At 71.1% G+C, this 21,460-nt stretch carries 18 protein-coding genes; 7 read left to right on the forward strand and 11 right to left on the reverse strand.

The features are described 5' to 3' along the window. Positions 1-6: 6 nt before the first annotated feature. The 4 genes from KAK07_RS08625 to KAK07_RS08640 form a co-directional block, all read right to left on the reverse strand. Entirely contained in the window at positions 7-726 is a 720-nt protein-coding gene (locus KAK07_RS08625) for a SapC family protein (RefSeq protein ID WP_210860235.1), read from the reverse strand. Next, complete coding sequence (locus KAK07_RS08630) at positions 723-2,258, reverse strand: tryptophan halogenase family protein (RefSeq protein WP_210860237.1); 1,536 nt, start codon at positions 2,256-2,258, stop codon at positions 723-725. The genes KAK07_RS08625 and KAK07_RS08630 overlap by 4 nt, the downstream gene beginning before the upstream one ends. A 177-nt stretch (positions 2,259-2,435) precedes the next feature. Beyond that, complete coding sequence (locus KAK07_RS08635) at positions 2,436-5,396, reverse strand: TonB-dependent receptor (RefSeq protein ID WP_210860239.1); 2,961 nt, start codon at positions 5,394-5,396, stop codon at positions 2,436-2,438. 192 nt (positions 5,397-5,588) lie between these two features. Next, positions 5,589-6,635 (reverse strand): LacI family DNA-binding transcriptional regulator, encoded by a 1,047-nt coding sequence (locus KAK07_RS08640; protein ID WP_210860241.1) that lies wholly within the window; start codon positions 6,633-6,635, stop codon positions 5,589-5,591. A 176-nt stretch (positions 6,636-6,811) separates the two neighbouring features. On the opposite strand from KAK07_RS08640, the gene KAK07_RS08645 reads away from it, so the two are divergent. The 7 genes from KAK07_RS08645 to KAK07_RS08675 are packed head-to-tail and all read left to right on the forward strand — an operon-like array spanning position 6,812 to position 15,373. Beyond that, a complete protein-coding gene (locus tag KAK07_RS08645; RefSeq protein ID WP_210860242.1) occupies positions 6,812-8,107 on the forward strand; it encodes an extracellular solute-binding protein in 1,296 nt (431 codons plus the stop codon). Positions 8,108-8,109: 2 nt separating this feature from the next. After that, the gene (locus tag KAK07_RS08650; protein WP_210852950.1) at positions 8,110-9,006 is read left to right on the forward strand and encodes a carbohydrate ABC transporter permease; all 897 of its coding nucleotides are present in this window, start codon (positions 8,110-8,112) and stop codon (positions 9,004-9,006) included. Beyond that, positions 9,003-9,839: a carbohydrate ABC transporter permease gene (locus KAK07_RS08655; RefSeq protein ID WP_210860243.1), complete on the forward strand. Its 837-nt coding sequence runs from the start codon at positions 9,003-9,005 to the stop codon at positions 9,837-9,839. Before KAK07_RS08650 ends, KAK07_RS08655 begins: the two co-directional genes overlap by 4 nt. Beyond that, positions 9,839-11,191, forward strand: a complete 1,353-nt coding sequence (locus KAK07_RS08660; protein ID WP_210860244.1) for a GH1 family beta-glucosidase — start codon at positions 9,839-9,841, stop codon at positions 11,189-11,191. Before KAK07_RS08655 ends, KAK07_RS08660 begins: the two co-directional genes overlap by 1 nt. A 33-nt stretch (positions 11,192-11,224) precedes the next feature. Beyond that, positions 11,225-12,097 carry a glycoside hydrolase family 16 protein gene (locus tag KAK07_RS08665; RefSeq protein ID WP_210860245.1) on the forward strand — a complete coding sequence of 291 codons (873 nt, stop codon included), beginning with the start codon at positions 11,225-11,227 and terminating at the stop codon, positions 12,095-12,097. 10 nt (positions 12,098-12,107) lie between these two features. Continuing rightward, positions 12,108-13,184: an ABC transporter ATP-binding protein gene (locus tag KAK07_RS08670; RefSeq protein WP_210860246.1), complete on the forward strand. Its 1,077-nt coding sequence runs from the start codon at positions 12,108-12,110 to the stop codon at positions 13,182-13,184. A gap of 11 nt (positions 13,185-13,195) precedes the next feature. After that, positions 13,196-15,373 (forward strand): glycoside hydrolase family 3 N-terminal domain-containing protein, encoded by a 2,178-nt coding sequence (locus tag KAK07_RS08675; protein ID WP_210860248.1) that lies wholly within the window; start codon positions 13,196-13,198, stop codon positions 15,371-15,373. 15 nt (positions 15,374-15,388) lie between these two features. Here the strand turns inward: KAK07_RS08675 and puhE are convergent, their stop codons facing one another. The 7 genes from puhE to bchM are packed head-to-tail and all read right to left on the reverse strand — an operon-like array spanning position 15,389 to position 21,459. After that, positions 15,389-16,183, reverse strand: coding sequence for a putative photosynthetic complex assembly protein PuhE (puhE, locus tag KAK07_RS08680; RefSeq protein ID WP_210852962.1), 795 nt, complete (start codon positions 16,181-16,183; stop codon positions 15,389-15,391). A 15-nt stretch (positions 16,184-16,198) separates the two neighbouring features. Further along, positions 16,199-17,275 carry a magnesium-protoporphyrin IX monomethyl ester (oxidative) cyclase gene (gene acsF / locus KAK07_RS08685; protein ID WP_210852963.1) on the reverse strand — a complete coding sequence of 359 codons (1,077 nt, stop codon included), beginning with the start codon at positions 17,273-17,275 and terminating at the stop codon, positions 16,199-16,201. 32 nt (positions 17,276-17,307) lie between these two features. After that, positions 17,308-17,811 (reverse strand): photosynthetic complex assembly protein PuhC, encoded by a 504-nt coding sequence (puhC, locus tag KAK07_RS08690; RefSeq protein ID WP_210852965.1) that lies wholly within the window; start codon positions 17,809-17,811, stop codon positions 17,308-17,310. Between the two features lie 7 nt (positions 17,812-17,818). Next, entirely contained in the window at positions 17,819-18,493 is a 675-nt protein-coding gene (puhB, locus tag KAK07_RS25600; protein ID WP_210860250.1) for a photosynthetic complex putative assembly protein PuhB, read from the reverse strand. Beyond that, positions 18,490-19,266, reverse strand: a complete 777-nt coding sequence (gene puhA / locus KAK07_RS08700; protein WP_210852969.1) for a photosynthetic reaction center subunit H — start codon at positions 19,264-19,266, stop codon at positions 18,490-18,492. The genes puhB and puhA overlap by 4 nt, the downstream gene beginning before the upstream one ends. A gap of 22 nt (positions 19,267-19,288) precedes the next feature. Beyond that, positions 19,289-20,731, reverse strand: a complete 1,443-nt coding sequence (locus KAK07_RS08705; protein WP_210860258.1) for a BCD family MFS transporter — start codon at positions 20,729-20,731, stop codon at positions 19,289-19,291. Beyond that, positions 20,728-21,459: a magnesium protoporphyrin IX methyltransferase gene (gene bchM / locus KAK07_RS08710; RefSeq protein WP_247664290.1), complete on the reverse strand. Its 732-nt coding sequence runs from the start codon at positions 21,457-21,459 to the stop codon at positions 20,728-20,730. The genes KAK07_RS08705 and bchM overlap by 4 nt, the downstream gene beginning before the upstream one ends. Position 21,460: the final 1 nt, after the last annotated feature.

A 21,460-nucleotide genomic window follows, 5' to 3' on the forward strand; every position in this document is an offset into this window, starting at 1 on the left:
GGCCTGTCAGCGGCGCACCGCACGCACTGCACGCTCGGCCAGCACGGGCAGCTGCGCCAGCGAGGCGATCTGCATGTAGCAGGGCAGCAGGTAGCCGGCCTGCGACAGCGCCTCCAGCGCGGCACCGGGCAGCGTCGTCAGCCGCTCTTCGTTGATGGTGAACAGGCCGGTCAAGCGGCTGTGTTCGCCGCCGGGTGTCTCCAGGTCAAGCACCAGCGGTTCGAGCAGCTGATGCTGGGTCAGCGCCTCGATGAAGTATGGCAGCTGCTGGGCGTGCGCGTGCAGGCTTTCCATCAGCTTGACCATGTGGTCGAGGTAGTCGCTGAAGCCGCCATGGGGCATGAACAGCGCGGTCCCCACCTCGCCCTCGTCGGCCCGCACGATGCGCGGGCTGTCCAGGTCGATGTGCAGTTGCAGCGTGTCGTCCGGGGCACGGCCGATCAGGAAGGGGTCGCGCTGCACCGCCATCGGCACGGCCGTGGCGTCCCAGCCGCGCTCCGTCAGGAAGAGGTTCTGCCCGTCCTCCAGACCGAACAGCGCGATCGGCTGGAAGCCGCCGTCCCCGTCGATGAGCTGGAAGACGATGGGGAAATGCGCCTGCAGGCGGCGGAACTCGGCCGGCAGCGCCAGCGCCGAGTTGCGGGCATCGCCCATCGCCGCCGCGTGCGAGGTGTGCACGCGCAGGTGGCGGTGGGTGATGTTGTCGAGCAGCGCGGGGCGGGTCATGCGGCGGTCTTCACAAGGTGGTCGATCAGGCTGCGATGGCCGGGCAGGCCGGACACGAAGCGGCGCGTCTGGCGCGCGGCCTCGTCGAAGCAGGCCAGGGCGCTCTGCAGTTTGGCAGCCGAGGGGGGCTGCGGGACAGGGCGAAAACCCATGCCGTACAGCACGTACTGGTAGCTGGCCGCCGGGAAGACCTCGTCGATGCGGCCGAAGTCGTGCCGCGCCGGCGCGCGCAGGCGCCACATCGGCAGCAGCTCGCGCAGCCGCCCGGGCCAGGTGGCGGCGTCGCGGTGGGCGCGCCAGTAGGCGGTGTCATCGCGCTGGCTGAGGGCGTAATGCAGCTTCAGGAAGTCGATCACCCGCGCCCAGCGGTAGCCGAAGTCGTCGTTGAACCGGGCGGCCACCGCGTCCATGCTGGCGCGCGACATCGGCAGTTCGTCGCACAGGCGCTGGGCCGACAGCTCGACCAGGGCCAGCGCCGAGGCCTCCAGCGGCTCGATGAAGCCGCTGGCCAGGCCAATGGCCACGCAGTTGCGCACCCAGAACCGCTGGCGGTAGCCCGGGTCGTAGCGGATGACGCGCGGCGCCGGGCGCTCGCGCGGGGCGCCAGTGGCGTCCAGGTAGGCCTGCAGCGCCGCCTGGGCCTCGTCCTCGCTGGCGTGGGCGCGCGCGAACACGCAGCCCACACCGCGCCGCGACGGCAGGCCGATGTCCCAGATCCAGCCCTTGGCCCAGGCGGTGGCGATGGTGCAGGTGGCCAGCGGCTGGTCGGCGCTGGCGTACGGCACCTGCACCGGCATCGCGGCGTCGTTGAACAGCACCTCGCGCTCGCTCTTCAACGGCACACCGAAGTGCTGCCCGATCAGGCGCGAGGCGAGGCCGGAGCAGTCGATGAACAGGTCCGCCGCCAGCTCGCCGTGGCCGCGCGTGCGCAGCGCGGCGATGTCGCCGTTGTCGGCCGACAGCACCGCGTCGACGTGGTCCACGACATGCCGCACGCCCAGCCGCTGCACGGCGTGCTCGCGCAGCAGCTGGCCGAACAGGCCGGCATCGAAGTGGTAGGCGTAGTTGGCCACCGCGCCGAACTCGGGCGTCTGCAGCTGCTTGGGGGCGCGACCGGTCTCGCACAGCTGGACCGAGGGGCTGACCAGGTCGGCGAAGGGGCGCGCCGGATCGGTGGCCAGCCAGGCCTGCACCAGGTCGGCATCGCCGTGGCCGACCGGCAGCATGAACGGGTGGTAGTAGCGGTCGCCGTCGGTGCCTGCGCCGCCGCGCTGCCAGCCGTCGAAGCGCGAGCCCTGCTTGAGAGAGACCTGGCAGCGCCGGATGAAGTCCGACTCCGACAGGCCGATGCGCCGCAGGGTGTCGCGCATCGACGGCCAGGTGCCTTCGCCGACGCCGATGACGGGCACGTCGTCGGACTCGACCAGCGTGATCTGCAGGTCGGGGTGCTCGGCGGCCAGCAGGCCGGCCACCAGCCAGCCGGCGGAGCCGCCACCCAGCACCAGCACCGTGCGCAATCGGTCGTTCAGCATCTCGTCCTCGCCCACTCGCCCTGGCCGGACGTGGCCGGCGCCCAGCATCCGCGGATTGTTCCCGAGCGCCGCAGTGGTTTCCCGGCTGCGCCCCCTGGCCCTGAGACAAACAGGGTCGGACGAGTCCGACCCTGCTTCAGGCCACCGGGCCGGCCCGGGCGCCGGCGATCAGGGCGCTCAGAACTTGTAGCGCGCCCCGATCGTGTAGCGACGACCCAGCTGCGTGACCGAGCCCAGCTGGTTCTCGTTGCGCATGTGGGTGCGCACGTAGGCGTCGGTCAGGTTGATCGCCTCGAACTGCAGGCGCAGGTTCTTGATCGGGCTGTAGCCCACGCTCAGGTCGAACTGGCCGTAGGGCTCGACATACAGCGGCTGGGCCCCTTCGGCGCCACCGAAGTTGGCGACCAGGAACTGACCCCGCCAGTTGTAGGCCAGGCGGACGCTGGCCTCATCGTTCTCGTAGAAGCCCACCAGGTTGCCCGAGTCGCCCATGCCGGTCAGCACATCGGTCTGCGCCCCCACCTTGTTGTTGTCATAGGTGCGGTCGGACTTCACCTTGGTGAAGTTGGCCGACAGGCCGAAGCCCGACTTGCCAAACATGTGCTGCGCGTTCAGCTCGATGCCGTTGATCGTGCTCTTGCGCGCGCTGTTCTGGAAGGTGCTGAGGTTGAAACTGATCAGCGGGTCGCCAGGCTGGCCGGTGATGATCTTGTTGACCGCATCGACCCCCGGACTGCCGGCCAGGTTGGCGAAGATCCACTGGCGGATGCAGCCCGAGTCGCTGGCCGCGCAGCCGCCCTGCGCGATGGCCTGGCGGTAGTAGGCGCCGCCGATCGGGGTGGTCAGGCCGGGGATGGTCTGCGGCGTGACCACGCCTTCGTTGTAGTCCTTGATGCGCTTGTTGAACAGGCTGACCGCCGCGTAGCTGCTGCGGGCGTAGTAGTACTCGAACGCGAGGTCCAGGTTCATCGACTGCAGCGGCTTCAGGCTGGGGTTGCCCACCGAGCCGGTGCCCCCACCGATGCGCGCCAGTCCGTCGAGCGTGCGGCCGCCCTGAATCGCGGACCAGCCCGGACGACCGATGGTCTTGCCATAGCTCAGGCGCAGCTTGGAGTCCGTGGTCAGGTCGGCGCTGAGGTCGATCGAGGGCAGCGCGTAGCTGTAGCTGCCCGAGCGCTGGCCCGAGGTGGTGCCGTTGAAGGTGATCGGCAACTCGTTGTCGGCCACCCAGCTGACCACGGTCGGCACCGACTCGACGCTGGGCGAGGTGACCTTGGTGCGCTCGTAGCGCAGGCCCGCGGCGACGTCGATCGGCACGATCCAGTCGAAGCCGCGGTTGTACTGGACGAACAGCGCGTCGGACTTTTCCGTCGTGCGGTAGTCGTCCTTGAAGTTGAACGAGGCCTTGAGCAGCGCGTCCGAGCCCAGCGCCTTGATCGCGGCATTGCGCACGTCGTCGAAGTTGAAGGCGAAGAACTGGTTGTACAGCCGCGGGTCGTTCGAGCCCGGGATGCTGCTGAAGTACTTGCCGATGGAGTCGGCGCGCCAGATGTTGTCCGGCATCGCGGCCGGGCCACCCGCGGCGCCGTCGCCCCAGGAGTCGCGCTGCACATTGGCGAAGGCCGAGCGGTTCTTCACCTGGGTCAGCGACACCCCGAAGTCGAGACTGCTGTCGCCGTCGATCTTCCACTTGCCCTTGGCCTGGAACTGGTCGATCTCGTTCTTCTGGTAGCTGTTGCCGAACACCGAGCCCTGCAGCTGCTGCAGCGCGGGATTGAGGGCGCCGCCCTTGATGTTCAGCACCGGGAACTTGTTGCTGAAGTCGACGTAGGTGTCGCCGCGGTTCATCGACGCCGTGCCGATCACGACGTTGGTGCCCAGCGGGTCATCGGCGCCCGAGGTGGCGGTGGAGTGGTGGACGTCGAAGTCGAAGTTCAGGACGTTGCTGGCCTTCCACTTCAGGTTCAGGCCGATCTGCTCGTTCTTGACCTTGGTCTGGGTGCGCGAGGTGCCCATGGCCACGTCGGAGTTGGTCATGGTCTCGCCGTAGATGATCGGCGACGAGGGCGAGCCGGTCTGGTATTCACCGAACTGGCCACCGTAGTTGAACCAGGCCGAGATGTCATTGCGGCGCTGGCGGAACTTCTGTTCCGACATGACGAAGTCCAGCGTGGCGACCATGTCCTGCGTCGGCTTGACCTGCACCACCGCCTGGCCGTTGATGCGCTCGCGGTGCACGCTGGTGAACGAGTAGTTCATGTTCTGCGGCACGCTGTAGATCGAGTCCGCGGTGGGGCGGTTCTTGATCGCGCCCCACGAGGCCGGCGGCAGGCCGCCCCACTGGGCGTTGCCGCCGCCCCAGTCGTTGTCCACCTTGCCGTCGAAGGACTTCCAGCCACTGGTCACGCCGGCCTGGTTGTAGCCGGAGTCGCGCACCTGGTAGGTGCCCATCAGCGCAATGCCGAAGGTGCCGTCGGCCGACTGCGTGCTGTAGATGCCGCTGAGCTCGGGGGTGGCCCGCTTGCCCTGGATCTCGTTGGGCAGGTTGCTGGCGGTGGTGTCGTTGACCAGCTTCACGCCGAGCGAGGCGATGGTGTCCTTGATGTCGAACGGGCGCTGGGTGCGCACGTTGACGGTGGCGCCCATGCCGCCGGTGGGGCTGCTGGCGCGGCTGGTCTTGTAGACCTCCAGCGCTGCCACGCCGTCGGAAGCCAGGTTGGAGAAGTCGAAGGAGCGCGAGCTGGGCGCGCCGCCGTCAAAACTGGAGCCCGGCATCTGCCGGCCGTTGAGCAGCACCAGGTTGAAGTCGGGGCCCATGCCGCGCACCGAGATGCGCGTGCCTTCGCCGTTGCTGCGCTCGATCGAGACGCCGCTGATGCGGCTCAGCGATTCGGCCAGGTTGGTGTCGGGGAACTTGCCGATGTCTTCGGCGACGATGCCGTCCACCAGACCCGCTGCGCCACGCTTGAGCTCGACCGAGGTCTCCAGGCTCTTGCGGATGCCGGTGACCTCGATCTTCTGGGGTTCAGGGTCGCTGGCGGCAGGCGCCTGCTGCGCCCGCGCAGCCGCGCCGGCGAACAGCAGGCCCACGGCGCTCGCCACGCAGGTGCGGCGGGCCAATTGGTGGCGTCGGTGCATCGTGATGTCTCCAGTCTTGTTGAAGTGGGCTCTCCGGCTTTCCGCCGAGAAATTCTGAAAGCGGTTTCAAGCAGCGTAAGAATGAACCATCTGCAAGCGCTTTCAAATTAGGCAACACCCTAGGTCCTGTGCTGCGTTGGCGAGAATGCGACGCTGTGCCGAAGGTCGCCGGTCGCTGGTCGCGGGTGACGCTCAGCGCGCGAGGCGCCGGGTGCTGTCGCGCACCACCAGCTCCGGGGCCGGCAGCTGGACCTGGGGGGGCCGTCCCGCCAACTGGTCGAGCACGGCCTTGGCGGCCTGGTGCCCCATGTCCAGCATCGACTGGCGCACGGTGGTCAGCGGCGGCATCGCATAGCGCGCCAGGACGACGTCGTCGAAGCCCACGAGGGACACGTCGTCCGGCACCCGCAGGCCATGGCGGCGCAGGCCATGGGCGGCGCCGATGGCCATCTGGTCGTTGCAGCTGAAGACGGCGCTGAACGACTGTCCGCGGGCCAGCAGGTGGGTGATGGCCAGCAGCCCCCCGCCCTCGGTGTAGTCGCCCTGCGTCAGCAGCGCCGGGTCCGCCGCCAGACCGGCGGCAGCCAGCGCGTCGAGGTAGCCCTGGTAGCGGTCGGCGGCATCGTCGTGCACCGGGTCGCCCATCACGAAGGCGATGCGGCGGTGCCCCTGCGCCAGCAGGTGCTCGGTCGCCAGGCGCGCGCCCTTGCGGTTGTCGAAGCTGAAGCTGAAGGCCTGCGGCCCCTGCACCTGGCGGCCCATCACCACCAGCGGCAGGCCGGCGGCCTCCTGCAGCAGGTCGGCCGCCGACAGCCGCCCGGCGAACACGATCAGGCCGTCGACGCGGCGGGCCAGCAGGGTCTGCAGGGCCTTGCGCTCGTCGACATCCCGCCAGTGGCCGCTGACGATCAGCGGCACATAGCCGGCCTGCTCCAGCTGCTCCTCGATCCCCAGCAGCGCCTCGCCGTAAAACGGGCTGCTGATGATCTGCGTGACCACGCCGATGCTCATCGTGCGGCCGCCAGCCAGGCCACGCGCCACCGGGTTCGGGCGGAAGCCCAGTTCCTGGATCGCGGCCTCGACCGCGGCTTTCTTGGTCGGGCTGACCACCGCCGTGCCATTCAGGATGCGCGAGACGGTGCTGGGGGACACCCCGGCATGCGCGGCCACCTGCTCCAGCGTGACCGTCTGGCCAGGGACAACTGAATGCGTTTTCTTCGGCGGTTTCGGGGAACTCAAGGCGATGCGTCCGCGCAGCGGTGCCGTCCAAAGCACTGAAGTGTAGGCTCGCCCCGCCGCGTGCCAGGCCCCGCGCAAACCTAGGGTTTCCGCGGTCGACGCGGGTCGAGCGCCGCGCCGAGAATGACTGAAAGCGCTTTCATCTTGAGCGTTGCCCACTGACGCCTCCCCGTTCGATGCACCCCGTTCACCGCTCGCGCCGACGCTGGCTGACCCAGGGCCTGGGCCTGGCCGTCGGCTGGCCGCTGGCGGGGGCCCCGTTGCAGGCCGCGGCCGCCGGCAAGCTGGTCGTGGCGGCGTATCCGCTGGTGGACCAGATCGTCAAGGAGGCCCTGCCGGCCTGGCAGGCCCACCATCCGGGTGTCGAGGTGGAGGTCATCAGCCGCCAGTACGACGACCACCACACGGCGATGACGACCGCGCTGTCCACGGCCGGGGGCGGATCGCGCCACCTGCCGGACGTGATGGCCCTGGAAGCCAGCTACTTGGGTCGATTCGCGATGGGCGCGGGACTGCTGCCGCTGTCCGCGGCGCCGTACGACGGTGAGGCCCTGAAGCCGCGCTTCGTCAGCTTCGCCTTCGAGCAGGCGCGCAACCGCGACGGCGCGCTGGTGGCGCTGCCCACCGACATCGGCCCGGGCTGCCTGTTCTACCGCCAGGACATCCTGGCCAAGGCCGGCGTGGGCATCGACGAACTCACCCGCAGCTGGGACGACTACGTCCGCGCTGGCGAGCGCATCAAGGCCCGCACCGGCGCCTACCTGATGGCCCATGCGCGCTACCTGAAGGACATCGTCGCGCTGACCGGCGCCCCGCCCGGCCAGAGCGTCTACTTCGACCAGCAGGGCCAGCCCCGGGTGGACGGCCCGATCTTCCGGCGCGCGTTCGAGCTGGCGCGCGAGATGCGCCGCGCCAAGCTCGATGCCGTCGTCGACACCTGGCAGAACGACTGGGCCGAACACCTGCGCCGCGGCCGCATCGCCACCGAACTCTCGGGCGCCTGGATGGCCGGCCAGATGGCCAACTGGGTCGCGCCGCAGACCCAGGGCCTGTGGCGCAGCAGCCCGCTGCCCGAGGGCGTGTTCATCGGTTACGGCGGCACCTACTACGCCCTGCCGCGGCGCGCCGACCCGGCCCGCCGCGACCTGGCCTGGTCGCTGGTGCAGATGCTGACCATGGACCGCGCCCTGCAGCTGCGGGCCTTCAAGAGCCAGGACGCCTTCCCGGCCCTGCTCGACGCCCAGGACGACCCCTTCTTCGACCAGCCCGTGCCCTTCCTGGGCGGCCAGCTGGCGCGCCAGCAGTGGCGCGACGCGGCGCGCCGCATCCCGCCGCGCCCGCTGCACCGCCAGCACAAGTTCGCCGAGGAGGTGGTCAATGGCGAGCTGGACAACGTGCTGATCTACGGCAAGCCCGTGGCCCAGGCCCTGGCGGATGCCCAGGCCCTGTTGCGCCACCGTGCCCAGCGCTGACCATGACCCAGCCGAGCGCCCGCCCCTGGCACCAGCGATACGCGCCCTACCTGCTGGTGGCGCCGTTTCTGGTGCTGTTCGCCGCCTTCGGCCTGTTTCCGCTGCTGTTCAGCCTGTGGATGGCCTTCCAGACCTGGGAGCCCACCGCCGGGCTCGAGGCCATGCGCTTCACCGGCCTGGACAACCTGCTCTTCGTGCTCGGCGACGGCTGGTTCTGGAAGGCGCTGCGCAACACCGTGTGGCTGGCGGTGGTGTCGGCGCTGCCGCAGCACCTGCTGGCGCTGCCGCTGGCCGTCTTCATCGACCGCGCCTGCGGCCGCTGGGGCCACGGGGTCTCGGCCCTGTACTTCCTGCCCTACATCACCTCGTCGGTGGCCATCGCGATGATGTTCACCTCGATGCTGTCGACCGATTACGGCCTGATCAACGCCGGACTCGGGCTGCTGGGGATCGATCCGGTGAACTGGCTGTGGCAGCCCCAGACCCTCAAGCCCGCGGTGGCGATGGTGATCTTCTGGCGCTACCTCGGGTTCAACGTGGTGCTGTACCTGGCGGCGCTGCAGACCATCCCGCGCGAGCTCTACCAGGCCGCTCGCCTGGACGGCGCCGGCGCCTGGTCGCAGTTCCGCTTCATCACGCTGCCGGCGCTGCGGCCGATGGCGCTGTTTGCCGTCACGCTCAGCATCATCGGCGGCATGCAGCTGTTCGAGGAACCCTTCATCCTCACCAACGGCCGCGGCGGTGCCGACCAGGCCGTGATGACGGTGGCCATGTACGTCTACCGGCTGGCCTTCGACTTCAGCGATTTCGGCGCGGCCAGCGCCATGTCCTGGCTGCTGTTCGCGCTGCTGGCGGTGCTGACCTGGCTCACCAACCGGGCTTTCCGGGAGCGCGGATGAGCCAGCGCCCCTCACCGCTTCTCCTCAGCCGCGCCCCGGCCTACCTGGTGGTCGCGCTGGGCGCCCTCGTCATGCTGGCGCCGTTCTGGCTGATGGCGGTCTTCGCCACGCAGAGCAAGACGGCCATCTTCAACCTGCCGCCGCCGCTGTGGTTCGGCCAGGAACTGCTCAACAACGTCGGTGTGCTGGCCGGCCGCATTCCGTTCTGGAAGAACCTGGGCTGGAGCCTGTATGTCGCGCTGATGTCCACCGGCCTGACGCTGCTGTTCTGCTCGATGGCCGGCTATGCCTTCGCGCTGCTGGAGTTCCGCTTCAAGCAGGCCCTGTTCGCACTGGTGCTGGGCACGATGCTGGTGCCGCCGTTCATGACCATGATCCCGAACTTCATGGTCATGGACGCGCTGGGCTGGATCGACACCCACCGCGCACTCTATGTCCCCGGTGCCGCCGGCGCCTTCGGCATCTACCTGATGCGCCAGTTCACCGCCGCCGCGGTGCCGCCCGAGCTGCTGAAGGCCGCGCGCATCGACGGCTGCAGCGAACTGGGCATCTACTGGCATGTGGCGTTGCCGCTGATGCGCCCCGCCCTGGGCACGCTGGGCCTGATCACCTTCATCGGCTCCTGGAACAACTTCATGGCGCCGCTGGTGGTGCTGCGCCAGGCCGACAGCTACACGCTGCCGCTGGCCTTGCGCAGCCTGCAGAGCACGGTCAACACCGAATGGGGCGCGCTGATGGCCGGCTCGGCCATCGCCACGGTGCCGCTGCTGATCCTCTTCGTGGTCTTCTCCCGTCAATTGATTGCCGGCCTGACCGCTGGCGCCGTGAAGTGATGTCCGACTCCCTCCAGGCCCTGGCCCAGCGCTTTCCGTCCGACTTCCTGTGGGGCGTGGCGACCAGCAGCTTCCAGATCGAAGGCGCCACCCAGGTGGGTGGCCGGGGCGCATCGATCTGGGACACCTTCTGCCGCCAGCCCGGCGCCATCGCCGATGGCAGCCATGGCGACATCGCCTGCGACCACTACCACCGCCTGGAGCAGGACCTCGACCTGATCGCCTCGCTGGGCGTGGCCTGCTACCGCTTCTCGATCAGCTGGCCCCGCGTGCAGCCGCTGGGACAGGGGGCGTGGAACCCGGCGGGCCTGGCCTTCTACGACCGCCTGCTCGACGGCCTGTCACGCCGCGGCATCCGCGCCTTCGCCACCCTCAACCACTGGGACCTGCCGCAGGCGCTGCAGGACCAGGGCGGCTGGGGCTCGCGCGACACCGTGCACCAGTTCGTCAACTACGCCCGCGGCATCCAGGCCCGCTTCGGCGATCGACTGGCCGGCCTGACCACGCACAACGAGCCCTGGGTGGTGGCCACGCTGGGCCATGAGCAGGGTGTGTTCGCGCCGGGCCTGAAGAGCCGCTGCCTGGCGATGCAGGTCTCGCACCACCTGCTGCTCAGCCACGGCCTGACCCTGCAGGCCCTGCGCGCCGAAGGCGCCCGCGAGCCGCTGGGCATCGTGCTCAACATCGCCCCGTGCGAGCCCGCCACCGACCGTCCCGAGGACCGGGCAGCGGCCCGTCTGGCCGACGGCCACGCCCGCCGCTGGTACACCGATCCGCTGTTCACGGGCCGCTACCCCGAGGACGTCTGGGCCGACCTGGGTCCCGATGCGCCGAAGGTGCAGCCCGGCGACCTGGCGGACATCGCGCAGCCGATGGACTACCTGGGCGTCAACTACTACACCCGCCACATCGTCAGTGCGCAGGGCCAGCCGGTCGATCCCCAGGCGGCCGGCCGGCCGGTGACGGCGATGGGCTGGGAGATCTACCCGCGCGGCCTGACCGACCTGCTGCTGCAGCTGAAGGCGGACTACCCCGGGCTGCCGCCGGTGCACATCACCGAGAACGGCGGCGCCTTTCCCGACCCGGTGGCCGCTGACGGCACGGTCCACGACCAGGACCGCACCGACTACCTGCGCCACCACATCGCGGCGGTGGCCGATGCCCTCGACCGCGGCGTGCCGATGGCCGGCTACATGGTGTGGAGCCTGATGGACAACTTCGAGTGGGCCAGCGGCTACGCCAAGCGCTTCGGCATCGTCCATGTCGACTACACCACCCTGGCCCGCACGCCCAAGGCCAGCGCGCGCTGGCTGCAGGCCTTTCTGCACGCCTGCCAGGCTGGCCGTGGCTGAACGCGGCCCCCGCGACCCCCCTCAGGAGCACCGATGCGCCCCTTGGCACCGACCCCCACCCTCCACAGGCCCTGGATCAAGAGCCGTGGCCTGGCCATGCTGCTGGCCGGCGCCCTGCTGGGCTGCTGCGGCGGCGCGGTCCACGCGGCCCCCGCCGGCTGGACGCTGGTCTGGTCGGACGAATTCAACGCCGCGGCCGGCAGCCCGCCGCAGCCCAGCGTCTGGAGCAATGACCTGGGCAACGCCGAGGCGGGCGGCTGGGGCAATCACGAACTGCAGTACTACACCGCAGCGCCCAGAAACGCCTTCCACGACGGCAAGGGCCGCCTGGTGCTGCGCGCCGAGCGGGCGGTCAACCCCGGCCCGTGCTGGAACGGCCGCCCGTGCGAGTTCACCTCCGCGCGCATCCTGACCCGGGGCAAGGTCAGCTACACCTACGGCAAGGTCGAGGCACGCATCAAGGTACCGGCCGGCGTGGGCCTGTGGCCGGCCTTCTGGAGCCTGGGCGACAGCAATCTGCCGTGGCCGCAAGCCGGCGAGCTGGACATCATGGAGTACGTGGGCAAGGAGCCCAACACCACCTACGGCACGGCCCACGGCCCGGGCTACTCCGGCGGCAGCGGCATCGGCCGGCCGCGCCAGTTCGGCACGCCGGTGGCCGACAGGTTCCACGTGTTCACGCTGATCAAGCGCCCCAACGAGATCATCTGGCAGGTGGACGGCATCGAGTACCACCGCCTCACGCCGGCCTCGCTGCCACCGGGTGCGCCCTGGGTGTTCGAGCGGCCCTTCTTCCTCATCCTGAACCTGGCCGTCGGGGGTGACTGGCCGGGTCCGCCGAATGGGAGCACGGTCTTCCCGGCCCGCATGCTGGTCGACTGGGTCCGCATCTACAAGGAAAGCTGAGCGTCCGCCCGTGAGCCGCGTCCACATCCAAGGCCTGCAGATCCGCTACGGCGACGTCGAGGTCATCCCCCAGCTCGACCTGGATGTCCAGCCGGGCGAGTTCCTGGTGCTGCTGGGGCCCTCGGGCTGCGGCAAGTCCACGCTGCTGCACAGCATCGCCGGTCTGAACGCCATCAGCGGCGGGCGCATCGACATCGGCGGGCAGGACATGACCCATGCCGAGCCCAGCGCACGCGGTGTCGGCATGGTCTTCCAGAGCTATGCGCTGTACCCGCACCTGAGCGTGCGTGACAACCTGGGCTTTCCGCTGCGCATGGCCGGCGTGGCCAGGCCGCAGATCGCCGAGCGCGTGGCCAAGGCCGCGGCCATGCTGCAGCTCGAGGCCCTGCTGGACCGCCGGCCGGGCCAGCTCTCGGGCGGCCAGCGCCAGCGCGTGGCCATCGGCCGGGCGCTGGTGCGCGAGGCCCAGGTGCTGCTGCTCGACGAGCCGCTGTCCAACCTCGACGCCAAGCTGCGCGCCGAACTGCGGCGCGAGCTGAAGCTGCTGCACGCGCAGCTGCGCAACACCATGATCTACGTCACCCACGACCAGGTCGAGGCCATGACCCTGGCCACACGCATCGTGGTGATGAACCAGGGCCGCATCGAGCAGATCGGCACGCCGGCCCAGGTCTACGACACGCCGGCCACGCGCCATGTCGCGGCCTTCGTGGGCTCGCCGACGATCAACCTGGTCGACGGCAGCGTGCGCGGCGAGCGCTTCGAAGCGCCGGGCCTGGCCTGGCCGCTGGCCGTGGGCGATGCGCCAGCGCTGACGCTGGGCGTGCGGCCGGAAGACCTGATCGTCGCCCCGGGCCAGCCCCTGCAGGGCACGGTGGAACTGGTCGAGCCGCTGGGCAGCCAGCACCTGCTGTGGATCGCCGGCGCCGGCCGCCGCTGGTGCGCGCTGCTGCCGGGGCCGGCCCAGGTCGGGCTGGGCGACGGCGTGCGCTTCGGGCTGCCGGCCCAGCGCCTGCACGCCTTCGGACCAGACGGGCGGCGCGTGCCGCTGGTGGGCGAACACGCCGCGCCGCCGGTGCTGGCATGAGGGACACGACCATGAGCGCCCCGCTGCCCTACCGCGATGCGTCGCGGCCCGTCGCCGAACGCGTGGCCGACCTGCTGGCGCGCATGACGGTCGACGAGAAGATCGGCCAGCTGATGATGTGGGACGCCCGCGGCGAGGACCTGTCCTGCGTCACCGCGCGCCACGCCGGCGCCCTGCTGCACATCCTGGGCGACAAGGCCAACCGGGCGATGGACCTGGCCGCGACCACCCGCCTGGGCATTCCCCTGCTGATCGGCGAAGACGCCATCCACGGCCACTCGTTCTGGCAGGGCGCCACCATTTTCCCCACCCAGCTGGCCCTGGCCTGCAGCTGGAACCCGGCGCTGATCGAGCAGGTGGCCCGCGTCACCGCGCGCGAGGTCGTGCCCACCGGCATCCACTGGACCTTCTCCCCGGTGCTGTGCCTGAGCCGCGACCTGCGCTGGGGGCGCACCGGCGAGACCTTCGGCGAGGACCCGTGGCTGATCGGCGAACTCGGCGCCGCGATGATCCGCGGCTACCAGGGCGCCGGCCTGGCCGATCCCGAGGGCATCCTGGCCACGGCCAAGCACTACGCCGGCTACTCCGAGACCCAGGGCGGACGCGACGCCTCCGAGGCCGACCTGAGCCCGCGCAAGCTGCGCAGCTACTTCCTGCCGCCGTTCCGCCGCGCGGTGCAGGCCGGGGCGATGACCTTCATGACCGGCTACCAGTCGATCGACGGCGTGCCCTCGACCGCCAACCGCTGGCTGCTGACCGAGGTGCTCAAGGACGAATGGGGCTTTCGCGGCGTGCTGGTGACCGACTGGGACAACGTGGGCCGCCTGGTCCACGAACAGCAGGTCTGCGCCAACCGCGCCGAGGCCGCCGCGGTGGCCCTGAAGGCCGGCAACGACCTAGTGATGGTCACGCCCGACTTCTTCGACGGCGCCCGCGAGGCCCTGGCGCGGGGGCTGATCACCGAGGCCGACCTGGACGCCCCTTGCGCGCGCCTGCTGGCGCTGAAGTTCGCGATGGGCCTGTTCGAGCAGCCGCGCCGCGCCGACCTGGCCGAAGCCGCACGCCGCACCGGCTGCGCGGCCCACCGCGCGATCAACCTCGACGCGGCCCGCCAGAGCCTGGTGCTGCTGCACAACGACGGCCTGCTGCCGCTGGACCCCGGCGCGCTGCGCCGCATCGCAGTCATCGGACCGAACGCCGACGACGCGCTGCAGCAGCTGGGCGACTGGTCGCTGGGCTCCTGCCAGCACCCGCCCGAGGCCGGCCAGCACCCGCGCGAGACCATCACCACCGTCCTGGACGGCCTGCGCCAGCTCGCGCCGCCCGGCCTGCAGGTGCTGCATGCGCCGGGCTGCCGCATCACCGACGAGGGCACCGAGGGCGTGGACGAGGCCATGGCGCTGGCGGCACAGGCCGATGTGGTGGTGGCCGTCGTCGGTGACCACCTGAGCCTGGTGGGCGAGACCCTGTCCACCGCCACGCTGGAGCTGCAGGGCGGACAGGTGGCGCTGCTGGATGCCCTGGCAGCCTGCGGCCGCCCCTTCGTGCTGGTGCTGGTCAACAGCAAGCCGCTGGTGCTGCCGCGCTCGGCCGGGCGGGCGCGCGCCATCCTCCAGGCCTTCAATCCCGGCATGTGCGGTGGCCAGGCCGTGGCCGAGGCGGTGTTCGGACAGCTCAACCCCAGCGGCCGGCTGGCGATCTCGATGCCGGTGCACGTGGGGCAGCAGCCGGTGTTCTACAGCCAGGTGCGGGGCCAGCACGGCCACCGCTACGCCGACCTGACGCAGGCCCCGCGCTGGCCCTTCGGGCATGGCCTGGGCTACACCCGGTTTGCCTGGCGAGATGCGCGGCTGGACGCCCGCGAGGTTCCCATCGGCGAGCCGGTGACGCTGCGCGTGACCGTGCAGAACGTCGGCGCGCGCCACGGCGTGGAGGTGGTGCAGGCCTATGTCAGCGACCTGGTCACCTCGGTGACCTGGGTGCAGCGCTCGCTGCAGGGCTGCGCCCGGGTGGAACTCGCCCCCGGCGAATCGCGCGAGGTGGTGATCACGCTGCCCCCAGAGGCCTTCCGGCTGGTCGACGCCCGGGGCCGCGAGGTGATCGAGCCGGGCGACTTCGAGGTGCAGGTCGGTCCCTCGTCGCGCGAGGAAGACCTGACGCGCCTGCCGCTGACGCTGCACCGCCGCTGAGGCGCGGCGCGCGCCTCAGCGCGGCGGCGCCGCCACCGCGCCCTTGGCCCGGTGCGAGCTCAGACCCCAGCGCCACAGCGCGTCGGTGGGCAGCGGCAGCACCAGCAGCACATGCTCCAGCACACCCAGGGCCAGCAGCGTGCCCAGCAGCACGCGAGCGACCCCTTCGCCGGTGGCGGGCATGCCGGTGTCGAGCAGCGGGCCCCAGGCGAACACGGTGGCCGCCCCGATCAGCAGCGCGGACAGCGGGAACAGCGGGTTCATCGCCCGGCGGCGGAAGTAGCTCGACAGGTAGGCCAGGTGCGGCGGCAGCAGGGTCTCGCCCAGGTTGCGCACGCCCAGGAAGATGTTGAGCTTGGCGCTCTGGCGCATGGCCCACAGCAACGCGTAGGTCCACACGCCCACGCGGTTGCTGCCCGGGCCCACGCAGGCCAGCACGGTCAGGGCCAGCACCACCAGCGCGAACTCGTGGTACAGCACGGTCTGCAGCGCCAGGTGGGCACGGCGCCAGCCGGTGGCCTGCGGCGGGCAGGCCTCGCGGCGCGGCCCGGTGACCATGCCCAGCAGAAAGGCCACCTCCTGCCAGGCCCACACCAGCAGCGCGCAGGTGAAGGCGCAGTAGGCGCCGCTGACCGACACATCGTCGCGCGTGTGCACCAGGCCCCACAGCGCGGCCACCAGCACGGCGGTGGTCCAGCGCATCGTGGTGACGAAGGTGCGCTGGGGCAGGCCGTCCAGGTAGATGATGACGCCGGTGCTGAACCACCACAGGAACAGCGTGAAGCCGACGGCCAGCGCGATCTCGGTCACAGGCGGGCCCGGCGCTCAGTAGGCCGGTGCAATGTGCACCTGTGCCGGCAGCTCGTGGTTCTTCACCGGCAGCAGGTACAGGCGGGCAAAGCACAGCGCGGCGCCGGCACCGCACCAGGCCTGCTGCAGCCGGCCGATCAGGCCGCCGCGGGCCTTGGCGGCGTCCATGCGGCGCGACCACTCGCACAGCGCGTCCAGGCCGCGGCGGAAGACCGGGTGGTCAATGTCCAGCGACAGCGGGAAGACCTGGCGCGAGATCTCGCTGGTGATGCGGAACACCTCGAAGCCGTAGGCCGACGGGTCCAGGCCCATGGCCTGGTGCATCTCGGGGCGGGTGTGGTCGCGCACGTACATGGTGGCGAAAACCGCCAGCAGGAAGAAGCGGATCCACCAGCGGTTGCCGCCCTGCAGCAGGCCCGGGTTGGCGCGCATGATCAGCGCGAAGCTCTCGCCGTGGCGGAATTCGTCGTTGCACCAGCGTTCGAACCACCGGAAGATCGGGTGGAAGCGCCGCTCGGGGTGACGCTCGAGCTGGCGGAAGATCGTGATGTAGCGCGCGTAGCCGATCTTCTCCGACAGGTAGGTCGCGTAGAAGATGTACTTGGGCTTGAAGAAGGTGTAGGCCTTGGTGCGCTTGAGCGCGCCCAGATCCACCCCCAGGCCGTAGTCCTTCAGCGCCTTGTTCAGGAAGCCGGCGTGGCGCGATTCATCGCGCGCCATGTAGGCCATCAGCTGCTTGACCTCGGGGTGCTCGATCTGCTGGCGGATCTCGTTGTAGAGCACGCAGCCACTGAACTCCGAGGTCAGCGAGCTGACCAGGAAGTCCAGGAACTCCTGGTGCAGCGCCGGCGGCAGCTCGCGGATCTCCTGCGCGAAGGCCTCGTCGCGCTGGAAGTGGTCGTGGTTGTTGTCGCCCTCGTACTCGGCCATCACCGCGTCCCATTCGGCCTTCACCGAGGACAGGTCCAGCCGGTCGAAGGCCTTGAAGTCGGTGGTGTAGAAGCGCGGGGTCAGCAGCGTCTGGCGGCGGGCGCGGGCGATCGCGTCGTCGGGGTTCTGCAGCGGGGTGAGGGCGGTGTCGGCGATGTCCATGACGCGCTCCGGAAAAGGCAGGGTGAAGGGGCTCAGCGCGACGGCGCCAGGGCCGGCAGGTGCAGCAGCTGAGCGAAGTCGGCGGTGTTGGTCGGGCCGAAGGATTCCAGGTCGATGCGCACGCCGGTGGCCGGGTCGTCCAGGCTGAGGCGGCCGTCGGCATGGGCGCGCAGGCGGAAGGCGGGGGTCGGCGTGCTGGCCGCCAGGGGCACCTGCGCCGCCAGGCCGGCCACGCGGCGCTCGCGCGCCAGCGCACGCAGCGCGCCACGCAGGAAGCCGTGGGCGCCGGCCGACAGCGTGGCCAGCGGGTGACCGTCCTCGCGCACCTCGATGCGGCCGTCCGGCAGGTCGCTGAACTGCAGCCAGCGCTCGACCACCACCGGTGCGGTGCTGGCGCTGGACGGCGCACCGCCGCTGAGCTGCACCCAGGCCACGGCCAGCAGCGTGGCCAGGATCAGGGCGGCGATGGCGCGCAGCGCGCCGCGGGGGACCTCGACATGGTCGTCGTGCTCAAGGGGTGGGGCGGCGCTGTGCATGGCGGTCTCAGGCGGCGTGCGGCAGGTGGCCAGGCAGGGCCGCGGGCTCGGTGGTGGTCGGCGCGGCGCTGGTGGCGCGCTGATCGGGTTGCAGGGACGCACTCAGGGCGGTGCCCAGCAGCGCGGCGACGCGGTCGACGTCGGGCAGCGCACGCAGCATCGGCTCGGCGCGGGCGAAGCGCCAGGGGCGGCAGTGCGGCCACAGGTGCATCACGCCGATGCGGTCATCGCCCAGCAGGCGCAGCGACAGATCGCCGCTGCCATCGGGGTGGCGGCGCAGCTCGGCAGCCTCGATGCGTGTGAGCGGCAGGTTGAAGCTCACCGTCAGCACGATGCCGATGCGCAGCACCAGGCGGCGGTCGGTCAGCGTGTAGAGCGTGGTGCGCTCGACCAGCCAGGCCAGCACGGCGATGAAGCCCAGCGCCAGCACGGCCAGGCCCAGCAGCGGCGCGGTGCCCACCAGCAGGGCCGGTGCACCGGCGCCGTCGGACACCAGGTTCCAGGTCCGCCAGGCCAGCAGCGCCGCGAAGTACAGCGCGAAGCCGCCCAGGTGAAAGCCGCGCCGGGCCAGCACACGGGCGTCCGGCGCGCCTTGCCACAGCAGGCGCTCGCCCGCCGGCAGCCGCTCGGGCAGACCGGGCTGCGGCTCGCTGTGGTGCTCGCGGGCGCGGCCGGGGTTCACAGCAGCGGCTCCTGGCGCGAGGGCTCGGCGTACAGCGTGCCGGCGCCGTAGTAGGCACCGATGCGCTCTTCCTCGAGCAGCGTGACCTGGTCAGGCAGCCTGGTGCCGGGCACGCCCACGAACTGGTGGCCCAGGATCGACTGCACCTTGACCGAGCGCTCGCCCACCTTGGCCAGCGTCATCGGCAGCAGCACGCGGCGGCCACCGGCCACTTCCACTTCCAGGTAGCGCAGCAGCACCTCGCTGCGGTCGACCCAGGCGTCCACCACGGTGCCGCCCTGGGCACCGTCAGCGCCCAGCACCGGCATGCCGCGCGGGTCGGGGTCGCCGTGGGCGATGTCGAAGCCAGCGGCCACGCGCAGCGGCTGCAGGCGCGGGCCGCGGTCGTCCCAGGTCAGGTCGGGCGTGTCGGGGCGGCCGGCGGCGAAGGCGCCGGGGCCGACTCCTGCGCGCATCGGGTCACCGATGGGCACGATCGGCGAGCCGGGCACGCGCGAGGTGGCCTCGCCACCGACCAGCGGTTCCGGGGCCGAGTTCGCACCGGGCGCCTGGCGGGTGCTGCCGTCGCGCAGCAGGAAGGTCTTGGGCGCCGGCACCGCCGGGAAGCCCTGGATGACCACGCGGCCGCCGCGGCCGTCGGACTCCAGCGGGTAGCCCTCGCGCTTGTTCTCGCGGTGGAGGTAGTAGATCAACCCGGCAAAGAAGATCCAGAACATGTACAGCACGACCTGGGCAATGTCGATGTTGTGGGTGATGGCGCCAAGATGAGACATGGGCTTGCTCCTTCAGTGATCGTCAGCCGGGGAACTCGGCCAGGCCGAAACGGCCCACCGGTGCCCCGGAACCGGGCCGCGGGCGTCGCACCAGCGGTCCCAATGCCACCAGGGTGGCGAACAGCAGCGCGATCTCGAGGTGATAGACCACGCTGAATCCAACGCCGGGGCTGCTCAGCGCCGGCCCCAGCCAGCCGGTCACGGCCAGGGCCGAGACCGCATCCCGCACCGCGCCGCCCAGCGCAATGGCCAGGCCCGCGGCGGTGGCCTGCACCGCGCCCCAGGCGCCCAGCGCCAGGCCGTGCGGCACCGCGCCGTCACCCGATTCGTCGAGCGCCATGACCGCGCTGAGCATGGCCACGCTGAACAGGCCGCCGCCCAGGCCGATCAGGCCGGCGCCGGCGGCGAACAGTGCGACCGAGGACAGCGGCTCGGCAAACACCACCGCGGCAAAGGCCCAGACACCGACCAGCGCGCCGCCAGCCGCCAGGCGCACCGCGTCGCGGCCCTGCTGCAGCGCGCGCGCGGCCAGCGCAAAAGCCACCAGCGCGCCGGCCGCGGTGAGCGCGCTCAGCAGCGAGGTGCGCGCCACCGGCAGGTGCAGCACCTGGCCGCCATAGGGTTCGAGCAGGATGTCCTGCATGCTGAAGGCCGCGGTGCCCAGGCCCACTGCCCACAGCAGGCGGCGCACCGGCGCGCGGCCGGCGAAGGCGGACCAGGCGCGGCGGAACTCGGGCCGCTCGGCCGCGATGCGGCGCGGCTGGCGGGCCTCCTGCTTCCACAGCGCCACGCCGTTGAGCAGCATCGTCAGCAGCGCCGCGCCCTGCACCACCTGCACCAGGCGCAGCGGGCTGAAGTCCTGCAGCAGCAGGCCCAGCGCCACGCCGCTGCCCAGGATGCCCAGCATCAGCGACACATACAGCAGCGCCACCACGCGCGGGCGCTGCGCCGGCGCGGCCAAGTCGGTGGCCAGCGCCAGGCCGGCGGTCTGCGTGGTGTGCAGGCCGGCGCCCACCAGCAGGAAGGCCAGCGCCGCGCCCAGCTGGCCCACCCAGGCCGGGCCGGTGCCTTCACCGGTGAGCACGAGCAGGGCGAAGGGCATGATCGACAGGCCGCCGAACTGCAGCAGCGAGCCGAACCAGATGTAGGGCACGCGGCGCCAGCCCAGCGCCGACGCATGGTGGTCGCTGCGGTGGCCGATCAGCGCCCGCACCGGCGCGAAGACGATGGGCAGCGCCACCATCAGCGAGACCAGCCAGGCCGGCACCGCCAGCTCGACGATCATCACCCGGTTGAGCGTGCCGTTGAGCAGCGCCAGCGCCAGGCCCACCGAGACCTGGAACAGCGACAGGCGCAGCAGGCGCCCCAGCGGCAGCTCGGGCGTGGCGGCGTCGGCAAAAGGCAGGAAGCGCAGCCCGACCTGGCGCCACAGCGCCAGGACCTTCTGCTGCGCGCGGCCGTTCATCCGCGCCTCCAGGCCATGGCCTGCGAGGTGTAGAAGCCCGAGGCCACGCGCTCGGTGCCGGCGCAGGCCCAGCCCTGACCACCCAGGCGCTGCTGCAGGCGCTGGTGCAGGTCGTGCTCGGCCACCGGCACGATGGCCGGCGCGCGGTCGCTGCGCGGGAAGAAGCGGCCCACCGCATGCATCGCCGCCAGCGCGGGCGTGCGCGGCGCAAAGGTGAACAGCATCGAGGCGCGCGTGCGCTCGGCCAGCGCGGCCAGCGCCTGCACCGCGTCGACGGTCTCGTAGTGGATCAGCGAGTCCATCGCCACCACGTGGTCGAAGTGGCCCAGCGCCGGGTCCAGCATGTCGCCGGCCAGGAAGGTGATGCGGCCTGCGCCCAGGTCGGCCGGCAGGCGCTCCTGCGCCAGCGCCATCAGCGTGGGTGACAGATCGATCGCCACCACCTCGGCGCCGCGGCGCGCGGCCTCCACGGCCAGCGCACCGGTGCCGCAGCCAGCGTCCAGCAGGCGCTGGCCACGCAGGTCGGCCGGCAGCCAGTCGAGCAGTTGGCTGCGCATGCGGCCGCGGCCGGCGCGCACCGTGGCGCGGATGCGGCCCACGGGGGCGTCCGACGTGAGCCGCGCCCAGGCCTGCACCGCGGTGCGGTCGAAGTAGGTCTCGATCTGGCCGCGCCGGTGGGCGTAGGCCGCTGGCCGCTCGGCCACGGGGAATCGGGTGGGCATGTCCATG

The sequence above is a fragment of the Ideonella alba genome, from assembly GCF_018069875.1.
GTDB lineage: Bacteria > Pseudomonadota > Gammaproteobacteria > Burkholderiales > Burkholderiaceae_C > Ideonella > Ideonella alba.